The following is a 17,749-nucleotide window of genomic DNA, read 5'->3' as shown; positions in this document are numbered from 1 at the left end:
AAAGCAATTTCTCTAAGTTTGTTCAACAAATTTCTCAACATGGACATCCAATCGCTCTATCAGATTTATAAGCAGTATCCAAATATTACAACGGATACACGTAAAATTGAAAAGGATAGTATTTTTTTCGCCTTAAAAGGTGCTAATTTCAATGGGAATACTTTCGCCGAGAAAGCACTTGAAATGGGCGCTAAATATGTTGTTATTGATGAAGAGACCTACCGAAAAGGAGAAGCGTATATTCTTGTTGATGATGTTTTAAAAACACTACAGCAGCTTGCAAATTACCACAGACACCAGCTACATATTCCAATTATTGGGGTGACGGGTACGAATGGAAAAACGACTACGAAGGAACTATTGTATGCCGTTGTTTCACAGAAGTATAAAGCATACGCGACAAAAGGAAATTTGAATAATCATATTGGTGTTCCCTTAACACTATTGGCAATAGATGATTCCATTGAGCTGGCAATCATCGAAATGGGGGCAAACCATTTGGAGGAAATAGCTTTGTTATGTGGAATTGCCGAACCGACACATGGTTTGATTTCTAACGTTGGTAAAGCCCATCTAGAAGGTTTTGGGTCTTTTGAAGGAGTGAAGAAAACTAAAGGTGAGCTATACGATTGGCTGCAAGACCATCAAGGTGTATTATTTTTGCAGGCCGATAATCCACACCTTAAAGAAATGGCTTCTGATCGCCAGATAGCTAACATTGTCACTTATGGTTTTTCGGAAGATAATGACGTGATTGGAAAGCTTCTTAAAGCAAATCCCCTTTTGCAAATTGAATGGCAAAAAAAGGGCATGGCCGAATCTTATGTAATTGATACACAGTTAACAGGTTCTTATAATACCGAAAACTTTCTTGCAGCAATTGCAGTAGGTCTGCATTTTGGCGTTTCTTCCGAGGCGATCAATCGGGGTATTGAAGGCTATACACCCACGAATAATCGCTCGCAGATTATGAAGACGGCCCACAATACGCTGATCTGCGATTATTATAATGCCAATGCAACAAGCATGGCCGCTGCGCTGGATAATATCCGGATTATTGAAGCGGATAAGAAAGCTATGGTATTAGGTGATATGTTTGAATTGGGGGCGGAATCATTTGAGGAACATAAAAAAATTGTTGAAAACGTAAGATCTATTCCGGCAGATCGCAAAATTTTTGTCGGCAAAGAATTTTTCGCGCATCGGTATGAAGGTGGTGAGTTTTATGAAACTACTGCCGAAGCAAAACAAGCAATCAGCGAAAAGCCGATAACTGATGCCACAGTTTTATTGAAAGCATCACGCGGCATGGCTTTTGAAAATCTGGTCGATTTACTATAGCCTTTTTAGCCCTGTGTTATGCACAACTAGGGGATAAGTTCGGGGTGCGACCATATTGCCAGCATGGTGCTCCCGCATTGAATGTACTTAAAAAGGTGGACTCAACGTGGACTCACGGTGGACTTACCGTGGTCGCAGGGCGAAGATGGTAGGAGTTTGCTATAGCGTTGGTGCCTTTGGATACCGAATTACTCATCAAGCAGATTAGAGTAAAAAGGAAGTGCAAAACAATTAGTTTTGTCATGTAAGGATTAAATAATGATGAAAATGAGCAAATTCGTTCCGCGAAGAAATGATGCTCATTTGGAAAAACGTACCTTTGTTGCGTATAATGGATAAAAGACGTTTTTTTTTGGAAATAGCCTATTTCGGGCAGGGATATCATGGTTGGCAAATTCAGAATAATGCAATTTCCGTGCAGGAAGTGCTGAATAAAGCGCTTGAAACGCTGCTGCGGGAGCCCATTGAAACAACGGGGGCTGGCCGTACAGATACAGGTGTTCATGCTAAGCAATTGTATGCGCATTTTGATGCAGCTCCTGTGGGTATTCTGCAAAAAGCTGATCGTTTTATTCATTCGCTCAATGCCTTATTGCCTTTTGATGTGGCCGTTAAGCGCTTGATCGAAGTGGAACCCGAAGCACATGCTCGCTTCGATGCGACACAAAGATCATATGAATACCATCTTCATTTTCATAAAGATCCTTTTATCTATCCCTATTCATGTTTTATGCGCGATCGTCCGGATGTTGAAAAGATGAATGAAGCTGCGCAATTCTTATTGGGTAAACAAGATTTCGAATGCTTTAGTAAGTCTCATACGCAGGTGTTTACAAATATTTGCGATATTCGTAGAGCCGAGTGGGTATGGCATACTGAACAACATCTCGTTTTTCACATAACTGCAGATCGTTTTTTGCGCAATATGGTGCGTGCCATTGTAGGGACATCGTTGGAAATAGGGATAAAAGGCAAGTCCGTTTCATTTATGCAAGATGTTATTCAAAGTAAAAACCGCGGAAAAGCGGGTGTTTCTGTACCTGCACATGGTTTGTATTTAACAGAAGTGGCATATCCTTATATATAGAATTTAATAGATATAGAATTTAACGTGAGTCAAGATAAAATAACTGGTAAAACCTACGATATCAATTTAGTGAAACGCATGAGTCGCTATATGCGGCCCTACCATGTGTCATTTTGGATATCGGTCGTTCTAACGATATTGTTGGCCGCCGTGGCGCCCGCTTTGCCTATGCTAATTCAGCATACATTAGATAGCTATATTTTAAACTTCGATACAAGCGGCTTGTCCCTCATGCTGATAGCGATGTTGGCATTGGTTATTCTGCAAACCTTGATTCGTTATTACCATACCCTAATGACAAATACCCTGGGGCAGTCGGTCATCCGCGATATCCGGATTCAGGTATTTAACCACATTGTTCAACTCAGGCTAAAATATTTTGATCGTACGGCGTTGGGAAAACTGATTACACGTACCATTTCTGATCTGGAGACTCTTTCCAATATTTTTTCTGAGGGCTTGATCCAGATTGTCGGTGATTTATTGCAGCTGGTTGTTATTCTGGTTGTGATGTTTTACTCCGATTGGAAGCTGACATTGATTGTTTTAATACCCATGCCCTTGATGGTAGCGGCAACTTACGTTTTTAAAGAGGCGATGAAATCTGCTTTTATTGATGTGAGGAAATGGGTTTCCAATTTAAATACCTTTTTGCAGGAACACATTACGGGAGTCGGTATTATCCAATATTTTGCGCGTGAAAAGCAGGAAATGGATAAGTTTAAAGAAATTAATGCACAACATCGAAATGCACATATTCGAACCAATTGGTACTTCTCTATCTTTTTTCCTGTTTTGGAAATTATCATGGCCATTGCTTTGGGATTATTGGTGTGGTTTGGTTCCAAACAAATTATGGGTGATGTGATCTCTCCGGGTGTAGTTGTGGCCTTTATCATGTATATCAATATGATCTTTAGGCCCATTCGGGAACTTATTGACAAATTCAATACACTTCAAATGGGTATGGTGAGCGCTGAACGTATTTTTGAAGTTTTGGACACCGATGAAAAGACACCAAATTTGGGGACGTTGGAACCTGCACACATCAAAGGGGAGATTGTGTTTCGCGATGTTTGGTTCGCCTATAATGAGGAGAACTGGGTTCTAAAGGATGTTAACTTTAAAGTTAATCCGGGCGAGACTCTAGCTTTAGTTGGGGCTACTGGTGCCGGAAAATCTTCTACAATTAATATTCTGAGCCGTTTTTATGAAATCAATAAAGGTGAAATTCTATTGGATGGCCGTAATATCCGGGATTATGATCTCGATTATCTGAGAAATACCATTTCGACGGTATTGCAGGATGTATTCCTCTTCTCGGATAGCGTCATCAATAATATCACATTGGGTGATCCTGGGATATCTAGAGAACAGGTAATCGAGGCAGCAAAAGAAGTGGGCGCGCATGATTTTATTATGCGACTGCCTGGGGGCTATGATTATGATGTGAAAGAGCGGGGAGCAACCTTATCTGCGGGGCAGGCACAATTGATTTCTTTTATACGGGCTTTGGTACACGATCCTCGGATTCTTATTTTGGACGAAGCGACTTCTTCGGTAGATACCGAAACGGAAGAAATGATCCAACATGCAATTGATAACCTCATGAAAGGAAGAACATCGATTGTTATTGCCCACCGCTTGTCCACCATTCAGAAGGCGGACAAGATTATTGTGTTGGATAAAGGCGAAATCAAGGAAATCGGAACGCATCAGGAATTGCTATCTTTTGATGGTTATTATAAAAAACTATACGATTTGCAGTTTCATTCCGCGGGGATTTAATTAAGCGATTATACTTTCTTTTGGGATAGTTTCTTCGTCTTCGATACGTGTATTTGCTTTAATTTCTGAACCGCGGCCTACTAGAACGTTTGCTCCGATCGAGACATTTGGTCCGATGTTGACAAAATCTTCAATTATGGTATTACTTTCGATAACGGCGGAACCGGCAATAACGCAGTGGTTGCCTATTTGTACATCTGGAGCGATCGAAGCGCCAGGGAGAATAATGGTGCCTTCACCAATTTCGGCTCTTTTTGATACGTAGGCTTTAGGATGGATGAGGGTCTGGAAGTTCCAGTTTGTGTTTTCTGACACAATCCTTTGGCGAAGACCAGGATTCTTGACTGCGACAAAGAAATTTTCTTCCGTGCCTTTTGATTCATGATGAAGTTGAACCTCGTAATCAAATACATCTTCAATTAGTAGCGATTTGTCAATAAGACCGCCAATTTCAATCGCTAAATCTTCTGCTACATCTACCGCAGTTTTAGCATGAGCGGTTGCTCCGTATATGTATAACATGGTATTTTTTTTTCGCAAAGATAAAGCTTTCTAAAAAGAAGCCATTTGGTATGATGTAAAAAAATACAACAAAATGTAAGGTTTGATTGTTTTTGTGTTTAATGAGTTGTAAGGTTGATTGTTTTTTCGGTCGCAATTATATTGCATATAAAAATCAATTTATCTAAGTTTGTTGATATACAAAAATTAAACTATGATTCAACGTATCCAAACTGTTTATTTGCTGATAGCAGGATTAGTCATATTCGGCTTGTTTCTATTTCCCTATGTTAATTATAGCGATTTAGTGGGTTTAGGAAAAAATGTGAAGGTGACTGGTGTGTATAGTGTTGCTGCTGGCCAGTCGGTACATGAGGGGGGATTTGGTTATATTCTCCAGACTGTGGTGACCGTGTTATTGGGAGGGCTTCCGCTATTTACGATATTTAAATTTAAAAAGCGTAAAGTTCAACTTTTGCTTATATGGGTAGAGATTGTGGCGATCATCTTATTTGCAATCTGGTTATACTCTTCTGCAAGTACTCATCTTGCCACCGTGAGCCAGTTTTTAGGTGCCGGGAATATCGGGGTAGGTTTCTTTTTGTTGCCAATTTCGATTATTTTCTGTGCGTTAGCTATGGGTGGAGTACGTAAAGATGAAAAGTTAATCCGATCTGCCGATCGGTTGCGGGCGTAATTTTGAAACGATAACACAATAATAGTCAAAGCCACGGTCTTCGTGGCTTTTTTAAGTAATATGATATGAATGTTTTTTTTAGATATGTTGTTGTCTTGATGCTCTTTCTTGGAGGTGGGCTTGTAAAGGCTCAGTCAGCAGATTCATTGCTGGTTGTTGACGATATTCAATTCGATGTAAAGGAATTTCACTTCGATGAGGGTAAGAATGAATTGGTGATCAATTTGTTTGCGACATCTTATAGTACCGATCCGCGGGAATATAAAATGAACACCTTTTCCACCCAAGTGTTGGATCAGAAGAAACAGCCCCATTTCTTTTCAATGATTCAGATGGGAAATGTTTTGGTTAAATTTGAAGATAAGCAGAATTATCTGCACTATTTGCTGGAAGAAGATAAGCCTGTGGATATACAGGTGATTGTAAAGGATTGGAAGAAAACGGATAAGCCGGTTATGATTAAACTGGTATTTGAGAGCAGTACAGAGGAGGGTGAATTTTTGGAAGTTCCTATTTCATTAAAGAAATAATAGATTTTGGCTCTTGACAAAAAAAGCTTCGAAGTTATACTTCGAAGCTTTTTTTGATTATTCAATATTATCGATTGTATCTGATCTGCTGTTTGTCCATCATGCCCATCTGGTCTTTCATCATTTTGATCTGATCAGCTAATAATTTATTTTTATCTGCTTTTTTAGCTTCTTGAAGAAGTTTTTCGGCTTCACGCTTATTGCGCTTAGCCATGGCTACACCGGCTAGGCTCAATTTTGCTAAGGCGATATTATGGTCCATATGTAGACCCAATGCCAATGCTTTCTTAAAATATTTTTCGGATTGCATAGGTGCACGTTGTGATTCGATCAATCCGATCAGCATATTGTAGTAACCGTGCTGTTGTGGGATCAATTGCTTTTCGTAGTTGGTGATTTTACGTAGCCATTTTTCAGCTGCGGCCATATTTTGTTTACGCATATACCATTGCGCAATCAGCATATATTCGTGGAAAAATACAGTAACAAAACCTAAGATCGTGATCAAGATACCTAAGATTCCCCATCCCCAATTTCCGGTCCAGAATAAGGCAACTGTTCCGATAAGCAATGCACTGCAAATAATGATTCTAACGAGATTTGACATAAATCTTTGTTTAAAATATTTGTATTCAATTTAATTCTGCAAATATCCGTTAATTTCACCGTTTAAGCAACTCGTTCAGGTGGTTATTTTGTAAAAATGTGTTTTTCCCCTGAAGAGGATATGGATAAACGAGATGTGCTCGTGTTTTTTGCTGTAGTCCCTTAAGAAGAGCTTATGTGGATAAATTTGCCTTTATATGCAACTTTATCTATGTTTGGGGTATGGAAAAGCAATACGATGATTCTTGGGCTCCTGTGCTAAAGCCTTTGTTTGGTCAGCCTTATATGAAACAGCTGTCTACTTTTGTGCAAGAAGAGCGGCAGAAAACGAAAGTGTTTCCACCGGCAGATCTAGTGATGAATGCTTTTAAGCTGACGCCATTGGATCAGGTAAAAGTAGTTATATTGGGGCAGGATCCTTACCATAATGATGGGCAGGCGCACGGCTTGTCTTTCTCTGTGCCAGAAGGGATTGCTTTGCCGCCATCCTTAAAAAATATCTTTAAGGAATTACAAGACGATATACCCGGTTTTGTTGAGCCGCATGCTGGCGATTTGACGTATTGGGCCAAGCAGGGGGTGTTGTTGTTGAATGCGACATTGACAGTACAGGCGCATTTAGCTGGTTCACATCAGAAGAAAGGTTGGGAGATTTTTACAGATAGTATTATTCATGCCATTTCGGAGCGTTGTGAACATGTGGTATTTCTGTTGTGGGGAAGTTATGCCCAAAAGAAAAGTGTGCTTATTGATGCTAAGAAGCATCTTATACTAATGGCGGTTCATCCCTCACCGTTGTCTGTCTATCGTGGTTTTTTTGGTAGTAAGCATTTTTCACGCGCAAACCAATATTTGATGGAACATGGTAAAGACCCAATTGATTGGCGCCTGGTTTAAGTTTTGTCTTGAGTTAAATAAACATCATTGCCGGTGATCGTCGCATGGAGCAAATACGTCCAAAAGCGAGATTCCGGTAATGATATTTTTGATTGGGCTTATTCCTTCGCTTAATATTCTATTCGCTTAATATTCTAAAGGAATAATTGGTTCTTTTTTGCTGGTTGACATAATCATCATGGTTTGGAATGTCTTTACAAAAGGTATTTTGGAGATTTTTTCCATGATGACGCCTTCATAAGCTTTGATATCTTTTACGTAAACCTTGAGGATGAAATCACAATTGCCTGTGACGTGGTGGCATTCGGTCACCTCGGGTATCATTTTGACAGCAGCAACAAACTCAGGGATAGCGTTATGTGTATGGAAATCGAGTGAGATCTGGATAAACGATTTTATTCCGAGTCCCAGTTTCTCCTCGTCTACAAAAGCATGGTAACTTTTGATGAAGCCAGAGTTTTCCAGTTTTCGCACACGCTCTAAAGTTGGTGCGGGAGATAGTCCGATGCTAGATGCTAGTTGCAAATTAGTTATACGACCATTCTCTTGTAATAGTTTAAGAATTTTTAAATCTGTTTTATCCGGTGCAAAGGGCATATCTTAAGTCTTAATAATCAATAGTATTTGTAAATATACAAAATTATATTTGGAAATTTAAAAATATACAAAATTATTGATGATTAATAGATTTTAGCTATATTATGATTGTTTAGTTATAATTTTAATCGATGTAAAATCATTTGACTGTCATAATCGATTGAAATGTGCTCATTTTAATGAAATGGAGTGATAAATGTCATTTTTTTATTAAAAATGCCTTCGTATGGTGCTATTAAATGCTGTTTTATTGGCTTTGAAATTGTAACTTTGCAGTTCGATAGGTGCGGAGGTGAAGCCCTCCCAAATTAGTTAAACCGTGAGAGCGCAATATGAGTACTAAAGACGACGATTTGTTAAAAGAGCTGGAGCTCGAAGAATATAAATACGGGTTCACGACAGATATCGAGATGGAAATTGCAGCCAAAGGCCTTACTGAGGATACGGTTCGTTTTATTTCGGCAAAAAAGAATGAACCTGAATGGCTATTGGAATGGAGATTAAAAGCTTTCCGTCATTTCTTGACGTTAAGAATGCCTACTTGGCAGAATTTCAAAGCTCCTGAAATTGATTTTCAAGAGATTTCCTACTATGCAGCCCCGAAAGCAAAACCACAGCTTAATTCGATTGATGAGGTTGACCCTGAGTTGATTGCTACCTTTGAAAAATTGGGGATTCCTTTGGATGAGCAAAAAATATTGGCAGGAGTTGTGGCGGTAGATGCTGTCTTTGACTCGGTATCTGTCAAAACAACGTTTCGTGAGAAATTAAAAGAACAAGGTGTTATTTTCTGTTCATTTGGTGAGGCTGTGCAAGAGCATCCTGACCTGGTGAAAAAATATTTGGGTACAGTAGTTCCACAGACAGATAACATTTATGCAGCGTTGAATTCTGCAGTGTTTTCGGATGGATCCTTTGTTTACGTTCCAAAAGGCGTTAGATGTCCAATGGAATTATCGACCTATTTCCGTATCAATGCACAGAATACCGGACAATTTGAACGCACGTTGATCATTGCAGATGAGGGCGCTTATGTTTCTTATTTGGAGGGATGTACTGCACCTATGCGTGATGAAAACCAGCTGCATGCTGCAGTGGTTGAATTGATTGCCGAACGCGATGCTGATATTAAATATTCTACCGTGCAAAACTGGTACCCTGGTGATAAAGATGGAAAAGGTGGTATTTATAACTTTGTAACCAAGCGTGGAATCTGTAAGGGTGATAACAGTAAAATCTCCTGGACACAGGTAGAAACTGGTTCTGCAATTACATGGAAATACCCCGGAGTGATTTTAAAGGGTGATAACTCTATTGGCGAGTTTTACTCTGTAGCCATGACACGTAATTATCAGGTAGCTGATACAGGAACGAAGATGGTTCATTTGGGTAAAAACACGAAATCTAAAATTATTTCTAAAGGTATCTCTGCCGGTAAGAGCCACAACAGTTATAGAGGTTTAGTGAAAATCGGTCCAAATGCAGACAACTCACGTAACTTTACACAATGTGACTCCTTATTGATCGGCGATAAATGTGGGGCACATACATTCCCTTATATCGAAAATAGAAATAAGACAGCCAAATTAGAGCATGAGGCGACTACTTCCAAAATCGGTGAGGACCAAGTATTCTATTTGAATCAACGTGGGATCGATTCTGAGAAAGCTGTTGGTTTAATTGTCAACGGGTATGCAAAGGAAGTATTAAATCAATTGCCGATGGAGTTTGCTGTAGAAGCTCAAAAATTATTGGCAATTTCATTAGAAGGTTCAGTAGGATAGATAAAAAATCATTGGGAATGTAGTTTATGACGCTACATTACACCATACTCAATACGAATAAAATGTTAAGCATTAAAAATTTACATGCGTCTGTAGAAGACAAACAAATATTAAAAGGGTTAAACCTAGAAGTAAAAGCTGGAGAAGTTCATGCGATTATGGGACCAAATGGTGCTGGTAAAAGTACATTAGGTAATGTATTGGCAGGACGTGAATCATATGAAGTAAGTGAAGGTTCTGCACTATTGGACGGTGTAGATTTATTGGATCTTTCACCTGAGGACCGCGCACGTGAAGGGCTGTTTTTGGCTTTTCAATATCCTGTTGAGATTCCGGGCGTATCGAATATCAATTTCTTGAAAACAGCTGTAAATGATATTCGTGAGTATAAAGGCCTTCCTCCAATGGAAGCGAAGGAATTTTTACAAATGGTAAAAGACAAGCAAAAATTGGTTGAGTTTTCGGCTAATTTGGCTAACCGTTCTTTAAATGAAGGATTCTCCGGTGGTGAGAAAAAGCGTAACGAAATTTTTCAATTAGCGATGTTGAATCCGAAATTATCTATTTTGGATGAGACAGATTCTGGTTTGGATATCGATGCACTTCGTATCGTTGCAAATGGCGTGAATCAATTGCGCTCTAAAGACAATGCTTTTATTGTTATTACACACTACCAACGTTTGTTGGATTATATCGTTCCAGATTTTGTTCACGTATTGTACAATGGCCGTATCGTGAAATCGGGACCTAAAGAATTGGCTTTGGAGCTCGAAGAAAAAGGATACGATTGGTTAAAAGAATATGATACACAAAACGCCTAATCTTTTACCTGAGTAAATAGGATTGGAAGAGAATTTTGGCGATTTGATTAAAAAATAACATGAGTACATTAGTTTCAGAATCATTACTTCAACAAGTGTTGGGAGCTTTCAAAGAGCAGGGCGTTTCAGACGAACCTTCGTTTTTCGTGGAGGCCCGCCAACTTGCATTCGAGCGTTTCGAAGCAGCAGGCTTTCCCACCGTTAAGAATGAAGAATGGAAATATACAAACATCCACAGTATTATCAATAAGCCTTATGCGCTTGATGTCGATGTGGATATCGAAGGCTTAGACTTTAGTGCAGGGGAGATTCCTCAATTGGATGCCTACCGTATTATCTTGGTGAATGGTCAGTATGTGTTAGCGGTAAGTGAATTAGAAAATGTGAAGGGACTGACGGTTATTCCAATGGATGAAGCCACTTCAGAGCCTGCATTCGAGAGCCATTTTGCTAAATATGCGGATAAGTCAGACAATATTATGGTCGCATTGAATACGGCTGCTTTTACAAATGGTGTTTTTATACATTTGAAAAAGGGAGTTGTACTTGATAAACCAATACAGATTATTCATGTCGCTACAGGGAAAGAGGATTTCTTTGCACAAACACGCAATTTGATCGTTGTCGAGCCAAATGCTGAGCTTGAATTGATCGAAAGCTTTATCACTGCAGAAGGTACTGCAAATAATGTACACAATAAGGTCTCTGAGATTATCGTCAAAGAGAACGCTAAAGTACAACATTATTATTTACAGCTCGCAGAATCTGTAAGCCGTTACTTTAATCATACAGAGGTATACCAAGAAAAAGATAGCCTTTATAATAATTACAACTGTAATTTTCCTGGCGCTTCTTTTATCCGTAACAATATCAATGTTCGCTTGGATGCAGAACATGTGGAGAGCCATTTATATGGAATCAACTTAACTGCAGGTGATCAATTGGTCGATAATCATACCATTGTAGACCACCTTAAGCCACATTGTGAGTCTTACGAATGGTATAAAAATATTACACAGGACAAGTCCATTGCGGTTTTCAATGGAAAAATCTTTGTGCGTGAGGATGCTCAAAAAACAAATGCTTTTCAACAGAACAATAATATGTTGATGTCGGACAATTCGGCGGTTTACACCAAGCCACAATTGGAGATCTTTGCAGATGACGTAAAATGTTCACACGGATGTACCATCGGTCAGTTTGATAATGAAGCCTTATTTTATTTGAGAGCAAGAGGAATTGGTGAAGAGTCTGCACGTATCCTGTTGGTACATGCATTTGCATTTGACGTAACGACACGTTTCTCTAATGAAGTTGTTCGCAAATATGTTGAAGAGCTTGTAGAAGAAAGCCTAAGAACAAATTAAATCCATTTAGGATCATATACTTTTAAATATGGCGTTTACCGATACGGTGAACGCCATTTTTTATAGAAACAATTGGATCTACGGTACCTGTTTGTAGTTTTGTACGACCATGTACATGTCTTTATATACAACTTACGCTTACAAACCTTGGGTTTTATAGCGTGTTCGCTTTTTCTCTTGTTAAGATCTCTATCGAAAAATAGATAGGAGGGCCTCTTTATATTAGGATATTGGGATATTATCTTTTTTCAATGCTCCAATTAGGAGGCTGGCAAGAAAGAAAGTATAATGCTATAAAACAGAAAAAGCTTCCAAATTTTGGAAGCTTTTTTAGAGCGAAAGACGAGATTCGAACTCGCGACCCCAACCTTGGCAAGGTTGTGCTCTACCAACTGAGCTACTTTCGCGTTGATGCTACAAAAGTAAGGCATTTATTCGTATTCTGCAAGAGAAAAAACAAAAAATGTTAACTTAAATTGATCGCATCAACACAATTAATACCGTCTATAGCCGCTGAAATGATACCTCCGGCATAACCTGCACCCTCACCACAAGGGTAAAGTCCTTTGACCTGAGGGTGTTGTAAATCTTCTTTATTTCTAGGAATCCGAATCGGTGAAGATGTCCGTGATTCTACACCAACTAAAATGGCTTCATTGGTATAATACCCCTTCATCTTTTTGCCAAAGATTGGCAATGCACCGCGTAATGCTTCGTGAACAAAAGCAGGTAGCACTTCGGTGAGATCTGCAGATGCTGTTCCGGGTTTGTAAGAGTTTTCTGGCAGATCCATAGACACACGTCCTTCGACAAAGTCGACCATACGTTGTGCCGGAGCAACGAGTTTACCACCACCTACGGCAAAAGCCTTTCGCTCGATCTCTTTCTGAAAATTAAGTAATGCAAAAGGATCCTTATGTGCATTGGCAACGTCCTCAAGGTTAATCTGAATAACGGTGCCTGAATTGGCGTGCGGATTGTTTCGTTTGGATGGGGACCATCCGTTGACAACAATTTCATCTAAATCTGTTGCACAGGGAGCGATAACGCCACCTGGGCACATGCAGAATGAAAATACCCCACGGTCATTAACCTGTTCAACCAAACTATAATATGCAGGGGGTAAATGCTCGCTTCTAACCTGACAATGGTATTGCGCCTGATCAATGATTGACTGCGGATGTTCGATGCGCACCCCCAATGCAAAGGCTTTGGCTTCGATCAGCCAGTTATTACGGTGAAAAAGCTCAAAGATGTCCCGTGCAGAGTGTCCTGTTGCTACGATGACGTGATCGGCCTTAATTTCTTCGCCACTGGCTAACTTGACCCCGCGCACATGACCGAAAGATTCTAAAATGTCGTCGACACGTTGGTCAAAATGAAATTCGCCCCCAAATTCAAGAACACTCTCGCGCATTGCTTCAATAATATGCGGCAGTTTATTTGTACCAATATGTGGCCGTGCATTGACTAGAATATCTGTCGTAGCACCATGGGAGACAAAAAGATTGAGCACTTTGTCTACATCACCTCTTTTATTGGAACGTGTATATAGTTTCCCGTCGGAGTAAGTTCCGGCTCCACCTTCACCAAAACAGTAGTTTGATTCGGGATTTACGATGCCTTCTCGGTTCAGCTTTGCTAGATCGCGTCTACGGTCCTGTACTTTCTTACCGCGTTCGATTACAATTGGTTTGAGCCCACGCTCAATGCAGCGGATAGCCGCAAATATGCCGGCAGGGCCTGCTCCAATAATAATAACGGATTTTCCGTCTTTGACAGACTTGAAATTATTTTCGTAGATTTCAGGAACAGGCAGTTCATCGATATAGTAGATAACCCTTGCCCGGTAGACCACCTGCTTGCTTCGGGCATCAATTGAACGTTTCCGGATTTTATAACCTTTGATTTGCTGGGGTTGAACGCGTAAAGCTTTTATGCCCTGCTGTATAATGTACTGTTCGTCCTCGATCCTTTCTGGAAGTATCGCAATTTCGATTTCTTTTTGCATAGTATGAGGGCTGGGTTTTTATCCCAAAACCGAGACAAAGTTAATGAATATTGGCTATTTGGAGATTTGGAAATAAAAATATTCTTATCTTAGTAAGAGCTTGGTATATGCTTTGATAGTGTAACCGTATAATTTGAATAGTATTTAATTCTTTGAACAATGAAAATTAAAAGATTTTTGGTCGCCCTATGTGGTTTATTTGCATTAGTATCATTAAACTCCTGTGGCTACAATACGATGGTCTCACAAGATGAGAATGTTAAAGGAAAATGGGCACAAGTTGAAAATGCGTATCAACGTCGTGCGGATCTAGTTCCAAATTTGGTTAATACGGTAAAAGGAGCGGCAAAGCACGAAGAAAGTACATTGACAGCCGTTGTAGAGGCGAGAGCTAAAGCAACTTCGGTGACGATTAATGCCGATGATTTGTCTGAGGAGAATATTGCCAAGTTTCAAAAAGTTCAGGATGAATTCAGCGGTTCGTTGAGTCGACTTTTAGCGTCGGTTGAAGCTTATCCTGATTTGAAGGCAAATCAGAACTTTTTGGAATTACAAGCACAGTTGGAAGGTACTGAAAACCGTATTTCAACAGAACGTAGATCTTACAATGAAGCGGTACAGCAATACAATACCACCGTACGTAGCTTCCCGAATAATTTAATGGCGGGTATGTTCGGATTTAAGGCAAAAGGTACATTTACTGCGGCCCCTGGTTCGGATAAAGCGCCAACGGTATCATTCTAATAGTAAATTATTAGTAATGAACAGGACGATGGATGATGCGGCTTTCGTAGAAGCACATCATCCATTTTTTTATCGTGTTTTAACTAGTTTTAGATACTTTGAATCAGGAATACCGTTTGGTAATTTGGTTTTGGAGTGCAAACTTATACAGACTATGGCATTAAATTCTGAAGAACAAGAGAAGATCGTTCACGCCATTAATGTGGCTGAAAATGAGACTTCTGGTGAGATTCGTGTAGTGGTAGAAAATCATTGCCCCGACGAGGTACATGATCGTGCAACACATTATTTTTCCAAATTGGGCATGCATAAGACCACGTTGAAAAACGGTGTTCTTATCTATATCGCGCTTGAAGACCATAAATTTTCCATTATCGGCGATAAGGGAATCCATCAACGTGTAGAAAGTGATTTTTGGAATAGTACCAAAGATCTTATGGTGGCGGAGTTTCGGGTGGATCGCATTGTTGAGGGCTTGGTCAAAGGGATCGAGCATGCGGGTAAACAATTGGCGAAATTCTTTCCGCGTGAACACGATGACATCAATGAGCTTCCAAATGATATTGTTTTTGGAGACCGTTAATTGTTAAGTGGCCAGCAAGAACCCCGAGCTGCTATTGCCTGTCTCGCAAATAGATTGATAAAAATTGTGATAAACCCGACTTCGGGATTCACCGAACGCCATTAGGAGCATGAAAGCTGCTTAAGGCAAATAAAAATGAATAAAAGAGAATAATAGGATGAAATTTGTATCGAGATTATTTTCTCGGATTCGAATCCCTGCTATGGCTATGTTGCTTTGTATGCTGTCGATAGCCACAGTATTGGGTCAAGATTTCCCAGAAACATCAAACAGACTTGTCAATGATTATACAAACACATTGACAGCAAGTCAGAAGCAATTATTGGAGCAGAAGCTATTGGCATTTGAGGATTCTGCATCTACGCAGATTGCAGTGGTTATGATGAATTCTACCGGCGGCTATGATATTTCTGATTATGCAGTCCGTTTAGCGAAAAAATGGGGTATTGGGAATAAAAAGTATAATAACGGTATTCTGTTGTTGGTAGCGCTGGGAGATCGTGCGGTGACCATTCAAACAGGTTATGGTATAGAGGGGGCTGTCCCCGATGCCATTGCATATCGTATTATTGAAAATGATATCAAACCGGCTTTTCGTCAAGGAGATTACTACAAAGGAGTCGACGATGCAACCAGTTCCCTAATTTCCTACACAAAAGGAGAATACAAAGCTGATCCAAAACAACCGAAAGGAAAGGGATCAGGTTCGGTGATGTTTGTCATTATTATTGTGATATTCTTGATTGTTATTTTCTCCAATCGCGGTGGCCGCGGTGGAGGTGGTGGTGGTGGTCGTGTGATGAATGGACGTGGCGCTTCTGATATCTTTTGGTGGACATTGCTGAATGGTCTTGGCGGCGGTGGCGGCCGAGGTGGTGGCGGTGGCTTCGGCGGCGGCTCAGGTGGCGGTTTTGGCGGTTTCGGTGGCGGTGATTTTGGCGGTGGCGGTGCTTCAGGACGTTGGTAACAACTTTGCTAAATAATGTTAAATAGGAGGACAGTGAAACGGAAATGTTTTACATTTATGGGAAGTATATAATTATGAAAAAGGGAATATTAATGGGTTTAAGCTTTTTACCAGCCTTGTTAATGGCACAAGAAAGCTACACGGTTACAGGAAAGGTAAACACGACGTCGGACAAAGCGAAAGTGTTTATGCAATATGCTGCCAATGGAACTCGCCAAACAGATTCAGCAACGGTTGTAAAAGGTGAGTTTAAGTTCAATGGACAGGTGGCTTCGCCAACGAAGGGTATGATGATCTATTCACCGGAGGGCTTATCTTTCGCTGAACTTAGAAATAGTCAAAAGCAGCCTGAAACAGCACAGCTGTATCTTTCTAAAGGAGTTATCAAAGTCGATGCAACCAAAGGATTCAAAAATGCAACCGTCTCGGGTACAGCGCTCAATGATGATCTGACGCAATACAAGGCTTTTGTGAAACCTCATGCAGATGCGTTCGAGGCGTTGAACCAACAATATTATGCTGCTTCGGAGACTCAAAAACAGGATCCTAAATTCATCGAAGGTCTGCAAAAACAGGCTGGTGAGATTTCCGAAAAAATGGAAAAAGCAGATGCTGAATTTATTAACAAAAACCCAAAAAGCTGGTATACGTTGGATTTGTTGTCTGAGAATGTCAGCGGTGAGAACGTCAATGAATATGTGACTTCTTTTGAGAAATTGTCTCCTGAATTGAAAAATTCTGAAAAAGGGAAGGAATTGGCTGAGCGTATCCAGAAATTGAAAGCAGTGGCTGTTGGTTCGGTAGCGCCTGACTTTACATTGCCAGACACAACAGGAAAAAATATCTCCTTATCTTCTTTAAGAGGTAAATATGTTTTATTGGATTTTTGGGCAAGCTGGTGTGGCCCTTGTCGCCACGAGAACCCGAACGTCGTTGCGGCTTTCAATAAATTCAAAGATAAAGGATTTACCGTGTTTGGTGTTTCTTTAGACAATCCGGGTAAAAAAGATGCCTGGGTGAAAGCTATCCATGATGATAATTTACAACAATGGCCACACGTTTCGGACCTACAGGGTTGGAAATCGGCTCCGGTTAAGTTGTACGAAGTACGTGGTATTCCGCAAAACTTCCTCATTGATCCTTCCGGTAAAATTGTCGCATCAAATTTAAGAGGTGAGGCTTTGGAGGCTAAGTTAGCTGAATTGCTAAAATAAATCGGTATATAACCGCCATTAGGCATTTGAATAACCCCTAATTGTTATACTCACGTGAACTGGGTCTACAATTAGGGGTTTCTTATTAATCATGTTGTCCTAATGGCGCTTTCATCGTTACTGCGCTAGCGGCTGTGATAACATAGAAGGAATTCACTAACTTCGCCTGTTGCTATAGCGAATGATTACATGGAACTACTATATCCTCATGTAC

17 protein-coding genes and 1 tRNA gene are annotated in these 17,749 nt (G+C 40.1%); 13 read left to right on the top strand and 5 right to left on the bottom strand.

The features are described 5' to 3' along the window. Positions 1 to 39: 39 nt before the first annotated feature. From murF to GVK91_RS06545, 3 genes are all read left to right on the top strand, one after another. Positions 40 to 1,341 carry a UDP-N-acetylmuramoyl-tripeptide--D-alanyl-D-alanine ligase gene (gene murF, locus GVK91_RS06555; protein WP_153844462.1) on the top strand — a complete coding sequence of 434 codons (1,302 nt, stop codon included), beginning with the start codon at positions 40 to 42 and terminating at the stop codon, positions 1,339 to 1,341. Between the two features lie 331 nt (positions 1,342 to 1,672). Beyond that, complete coding sequence (gene truA / locus GVK91_RS06550) at positions 1,673 to 2,428, top strand: tRNA pseudouridine(38-40) synthase TruA (protein WP_182330612.1); 756 nt, start codon at positions 1,673 to 1,675, stop codon at positions 2,426 to 2,428. Between the two features lie 24 nt (positions 2,429 to 2,452). Continuing rightward, positions 2,453 to 4,216: an ABC transporter ATP-binding protein gene (locus GVK91_RS06545; RefSeq protein WP_159727529.1), complete on the top strand. Its 1,764-nt coding sequence runs from the start codon at positions 2,453 to 2,455 to the stop codon at positions 4,214 to 4,216. Here the strand turns inward: GVK91_RS06545 and GVK91_RS06540 are convergent, their stop codons facing one another. Continuing rightward, positions 4,217 to 4,738, bottom strand: a complete 522-nt coding sequence (locus tag GVK91_RS06540) for an acetyltransferase (RefSeq protein ID WP_153844460.1) — start codon at positions 4,736 to 4,738, stop codon at positions 4,217 to 4,219. 193 nt (positions 4,739 to 4,931) lie between these two features. On the opposite strand from GVK91_RS06540, the gene GVK91_RS06535 reads away from it, so the two are divergent. Continuing rightward, positions 4,932 to 5,414: a DUF4293 domain-containing protein gene (locus tag GVK91_RS06535; protein WP_075990265.1), complete on the top strand. Its 483-nt coding sequence runs from the start codon at positions 4,932 to 4,934 to the stop codon at positions 5,412 to 5,414. A 65-nt stretch (positions 5,415 to 5,479) separates the two neighbouring features. Further along, positions 5,480 to 5,944: a hypothetical protein gene (locus GVK91_RS06530; RefSeq protein WP_153844459.1), complete on the top strand. Its 465-nt coding sequence runs from the start codon at positions 5,480 to 5,482 to the stop codon at positions 5,942 to 5,944. Between the two features lie 67 nt (positions 5,945 to 6,011). Here GVK91_RS06530 and GVK91_RS06525 read toward each other — a convergent pair whose 3' ends face one another. Continuing rightward, positions 6,012 to 6,551 carry a hypothetical protein gene (locus GVK91_RS06525; protein ID WP_075990263.1) on the bottom strand — a complete coding sequence of 180 codons (540 nt, stop codon included), beginning with the start codon at positions 6,549 to 6,551 and terminating at the stop codon, positions 6,012 to 6,014. A 221-nt stretch (positions 6,552 to 6,772) separates the two neighbouring features. Here GVK91_RS06525 and ung point away from each other — a divergent pair, with 221 nt between their 5' ends. Beyond that, entirely contained in the window at positions 6,773 to 7,447 is a 675-nt protein-coding gene (ung, locus tag GVK91_RS06520) for a uracil-DNA glycosylase (RefSeq protein ID WP_153844458.1), read from the top strand. A gap of 126 nt (positions 7,448 to 7,573) precedes the next feature. Here the strand turns inward: ung and GVK91_RS06515 are convergent, their stop codons facing one another. Continuing rightward, positions 7,574 to 8,044 carry an Lrp/AsnC family transcriptional regulator gene (locus GVK91_RS06515; RefSeq protein ID WP_046673117.1) on the bottom strand — a complete coding sequence of 157 codons (471 nt, stop codon included), beginning with the start codon at positions 8,042 to 8,044 and terminating at the stop codon, positions 7,574 to 7,576. 332 nt (positions 8,045 to 8,376) lie between these two features. Here GVK91_RS06515 and sufB point away from each other — a divergent pair, with 332 nt between their 5' ends. The 3 genes from sufB to sufD all read left to right on the top strand — a co-directional run bounded on the left by sufB (position 8,377) and on the right by sufD (position 12,016). Next, the gene (gene sufB, locus GVK91_RS06510) at positions 8,377 to 9,828 is read left to right on the top strand and encodes a Fe-S cluster assembly protein SufB (protein ID WP_153844457.1); all 1,452 of its coding nucleotides are present in this window, start codon (positions 8,377 to 8,379) and stop codon (positions 9,826 to 9,828) included. Positions 9,829 to 9,890: 62 nt separating this feature from the next. Continuing rightward, positions 9,891 to 10,649, top strand: coding sequence for a Fe-S cluster assembly ATPase SufC (gene sufC / locus GVK91_RS06505; RefSeq protein ID WP_046673119.1), 759 nt, complete (start codon positions 9,891 to 9,893; stop codon positions 10,647 to 10,649). 59 nt (positions 10,650 to 10,708) lie between these two features. Then, positions 10,709 to 12,016 carry a Fe-S cluster assembly protein SufD gene (sufD, locus tag GVK91_RS06500; RefSeq protein WP_159727527.1) on the top strand — a complete coding sequence of 436 codons (1,308 nt, stop codon included), beginning with the start codon at positions 10,709 to 10,711 and terminating at the stop codon, positions 12,014 to 12,016. 334 nt (positions 12,017 to 12,350) lie between these two features. Here the strand turns inward: sufD and GVK91_RS06495 are convergent. Further along, positions 12,351 to 12,423 (bottom strand) — tRNA-Gly (locus GVK91_RS06495). 59 nt (positions 12,424 to 12,482) lie between these two features. Next, the gene (locus GVK91_RS06490; RefSeq protein WP_153844455.1) at positions 12,483 to 14,027 is read right to left on the bottom strand and encodes an NAD(P)/FAD-dependent oxidoreductase; all 1,545 of its coding nucleotides are present in this window, start codon (positions 14,025 to 14,027) and stop codon (positions 12,483 to 12,485) included. A 165-nt stretch (positions 14,028 to 14,192) separates the two neighbouring features. Between GVK91_RS06490 and GVK91_RS06485 the strand changes: the two genes are divergently transcribed. The 4 genes from GVK91_RS06485 (at position 14,193) to GVK91_RS06470 (ending at position 17,535) form a co-directional block, all read left to right on the top strand. Further along, positions 14,193 to 14,771: a LemA family protein gene (locus GVK91_RS06485; protein ID WP_046673163.1), complete on the top strand. Its 579-nt coding sequence runs from the start codon at positions 14,193 to 14,195 to the stop codon at positions 14,769 to 14,771. A 16-nt stretch (positions 14,772 to 14,787) separates the two neighbouring features. Further along, the gene (locus GVK91_RS06480) at positions 14,788 to 15,354 is read left to right on the top strand and encodes a TPM domain-containing protein (protein WP_317163029.1); all 567 of its coding nucleotides are present in this window, start codon (positions 14,788 to 14,790) and stop codon (positions 15,352 to 15,354) included. 202 nt (positions 15,355 to 15,556) lie between these two features. Beyond that, a complete protein-coding gene (locus tag GVK91_RS06475; RefSeq protein WP_120335179.1) occupies positions 15,557 to 16,321 on the top strand; it encodes a YgcG family protein in 765 nt (254 codons plus the stop codon). Between the two features lie 74 nt (positions 16,322 to 16,395). Continuing rightward, entirely contained in the window at positions 16,396 to 17,535 is a 1,140-nt protein-coding gene (locus tag GVK91_RS06470) for a TlpA disulfide reductase family protein (protein WP_159727525.1), read from the top strand. The last annotated feature ends 214 nt before the right edge of the window (positions 17,536 to 17,749 follow it).

The organism is Sphingobacterium sp. 18053 (assembly GCF_902706145.1).
GTDB classification, from domain to species: Bacteria; Bacteroidota; Bacteroidia; order Sphingobacteriales; family Sphingobacteriaceae; genus Sphingobacterium; species Sphingobacterium paramultivorum.
This window is presented reverse-complemented; position numbering and strand designations above follow the sequence as displayed.

What these genes read in the sequence shown, in the direction of transcription:
- murF (WP_153844462.1), top strand. Translation starts at nt 40, where the DNA reads ATGGACATCCAATCGCTCTATCAGATTTATAAGCAGTATCCAAATATT.
- truA (WP_182330612.1), top strand. Translation starts at nt 1,673, where the DNA reads ATGGATAAAAGACGTTTTTTTTTGGAAATAGCCTATTTCGGGCAGGGA.
- GVK91_RS06540 (WP_153844460.1), bottom strand. Translation starts at nt 4,738, where the DNA reads ATGTTATACATATACGGAGCAACCGCTCATGCTAAAACTGCGGTAGAT.
- GVK91_RS06535 (WP_075990265.1), top strand. Translation starts at nt 4,932, where the DNA reads ATGATTCAACGTATCCAAACTGTTTATTTGCTGATAGCAGGATTAGTC.
- GVK91_RS06530 (WP_153844459.1), top strand. Translation starts at nt 5,480, where the DNA reads ATGAATGTTTTTTTTAGATATGTTGTTGTCTTGATGCTCTTTCTTGGA.
- GVK91_RS06525 (WP_075990263.1), bottom strand. Translation starts at nt 6,551, where the DNA reads ATGTCAAATCTCGTTAGAATCATTATTTGCAGTGCATTGCTTATCGGA.
- ung (WP_153844458.1), top strand. Translation starts at nt 6,773, where the DNA reads ATGGAAAAGCAATACGATGATTCTTGGGCTCCTGTGCTAAAGCCTTTG.
- GVK91_RS06515 (WP_046673117.1), bottom strand. Translation starts at nt 8,044, where the DNA reads ATGCCCTTTGCACCGGATAAAACAGATTTAAAAATTCTTAAACTATTA.
- sufB (WP_153844457.1), top strand. Translation starts at nt 8,377, where the DNA reads ATGAGTACTAAAGACGACGATTTGTTAAAAGAGCTGGAGCTCGAAGAA.
- sufC (WP_046673119.1), top strand. Translation starts at nt 9,891, where the DNA reads ATGTTAAGCATTAAAAATTTACATGCGTCTGTAGAAGACAAACAAATA.
- sufD (WP_159727527.1), top strand. Translation starts at nt 10,709, where the DNA reads ATGAGTACATTAGTTTCAGAATCATTACTTCAACAAGTGTTGGGAGCT.
- GVK91_RS06490 (WP_153844455.1), bottom strand. Translation starts at nt 14,027, where the DNA reads ATGCAAAAAGAAATCGAAATTGCGATACTTCCAGAAAGGATCGAGGAC.
- GVK91_RS06480 (WP_317163029.1), top strand. Translation starts at nt 14,788, where the DNA reads ATGAACAGGACGATGGATGATGCGGCTTTCGTAGAAGCACATCATCCA.
- GVK91_RS06475 (WP_120335179.1), top strand. Translation starts at nt 15,557, where the DNA reads ATGGCTATGTTGCTTTGTATGCTGTCGATAGCCACAGTATTGGGTCAA.
- GVK91_RS06470 (WP_159727525.1), top strand. Translation starts at nt 16,396, where the DNA reads ATGAAAAAGGGAATATTAATGGGTTTAAGCTTTTTACCAGCCTTGTTA.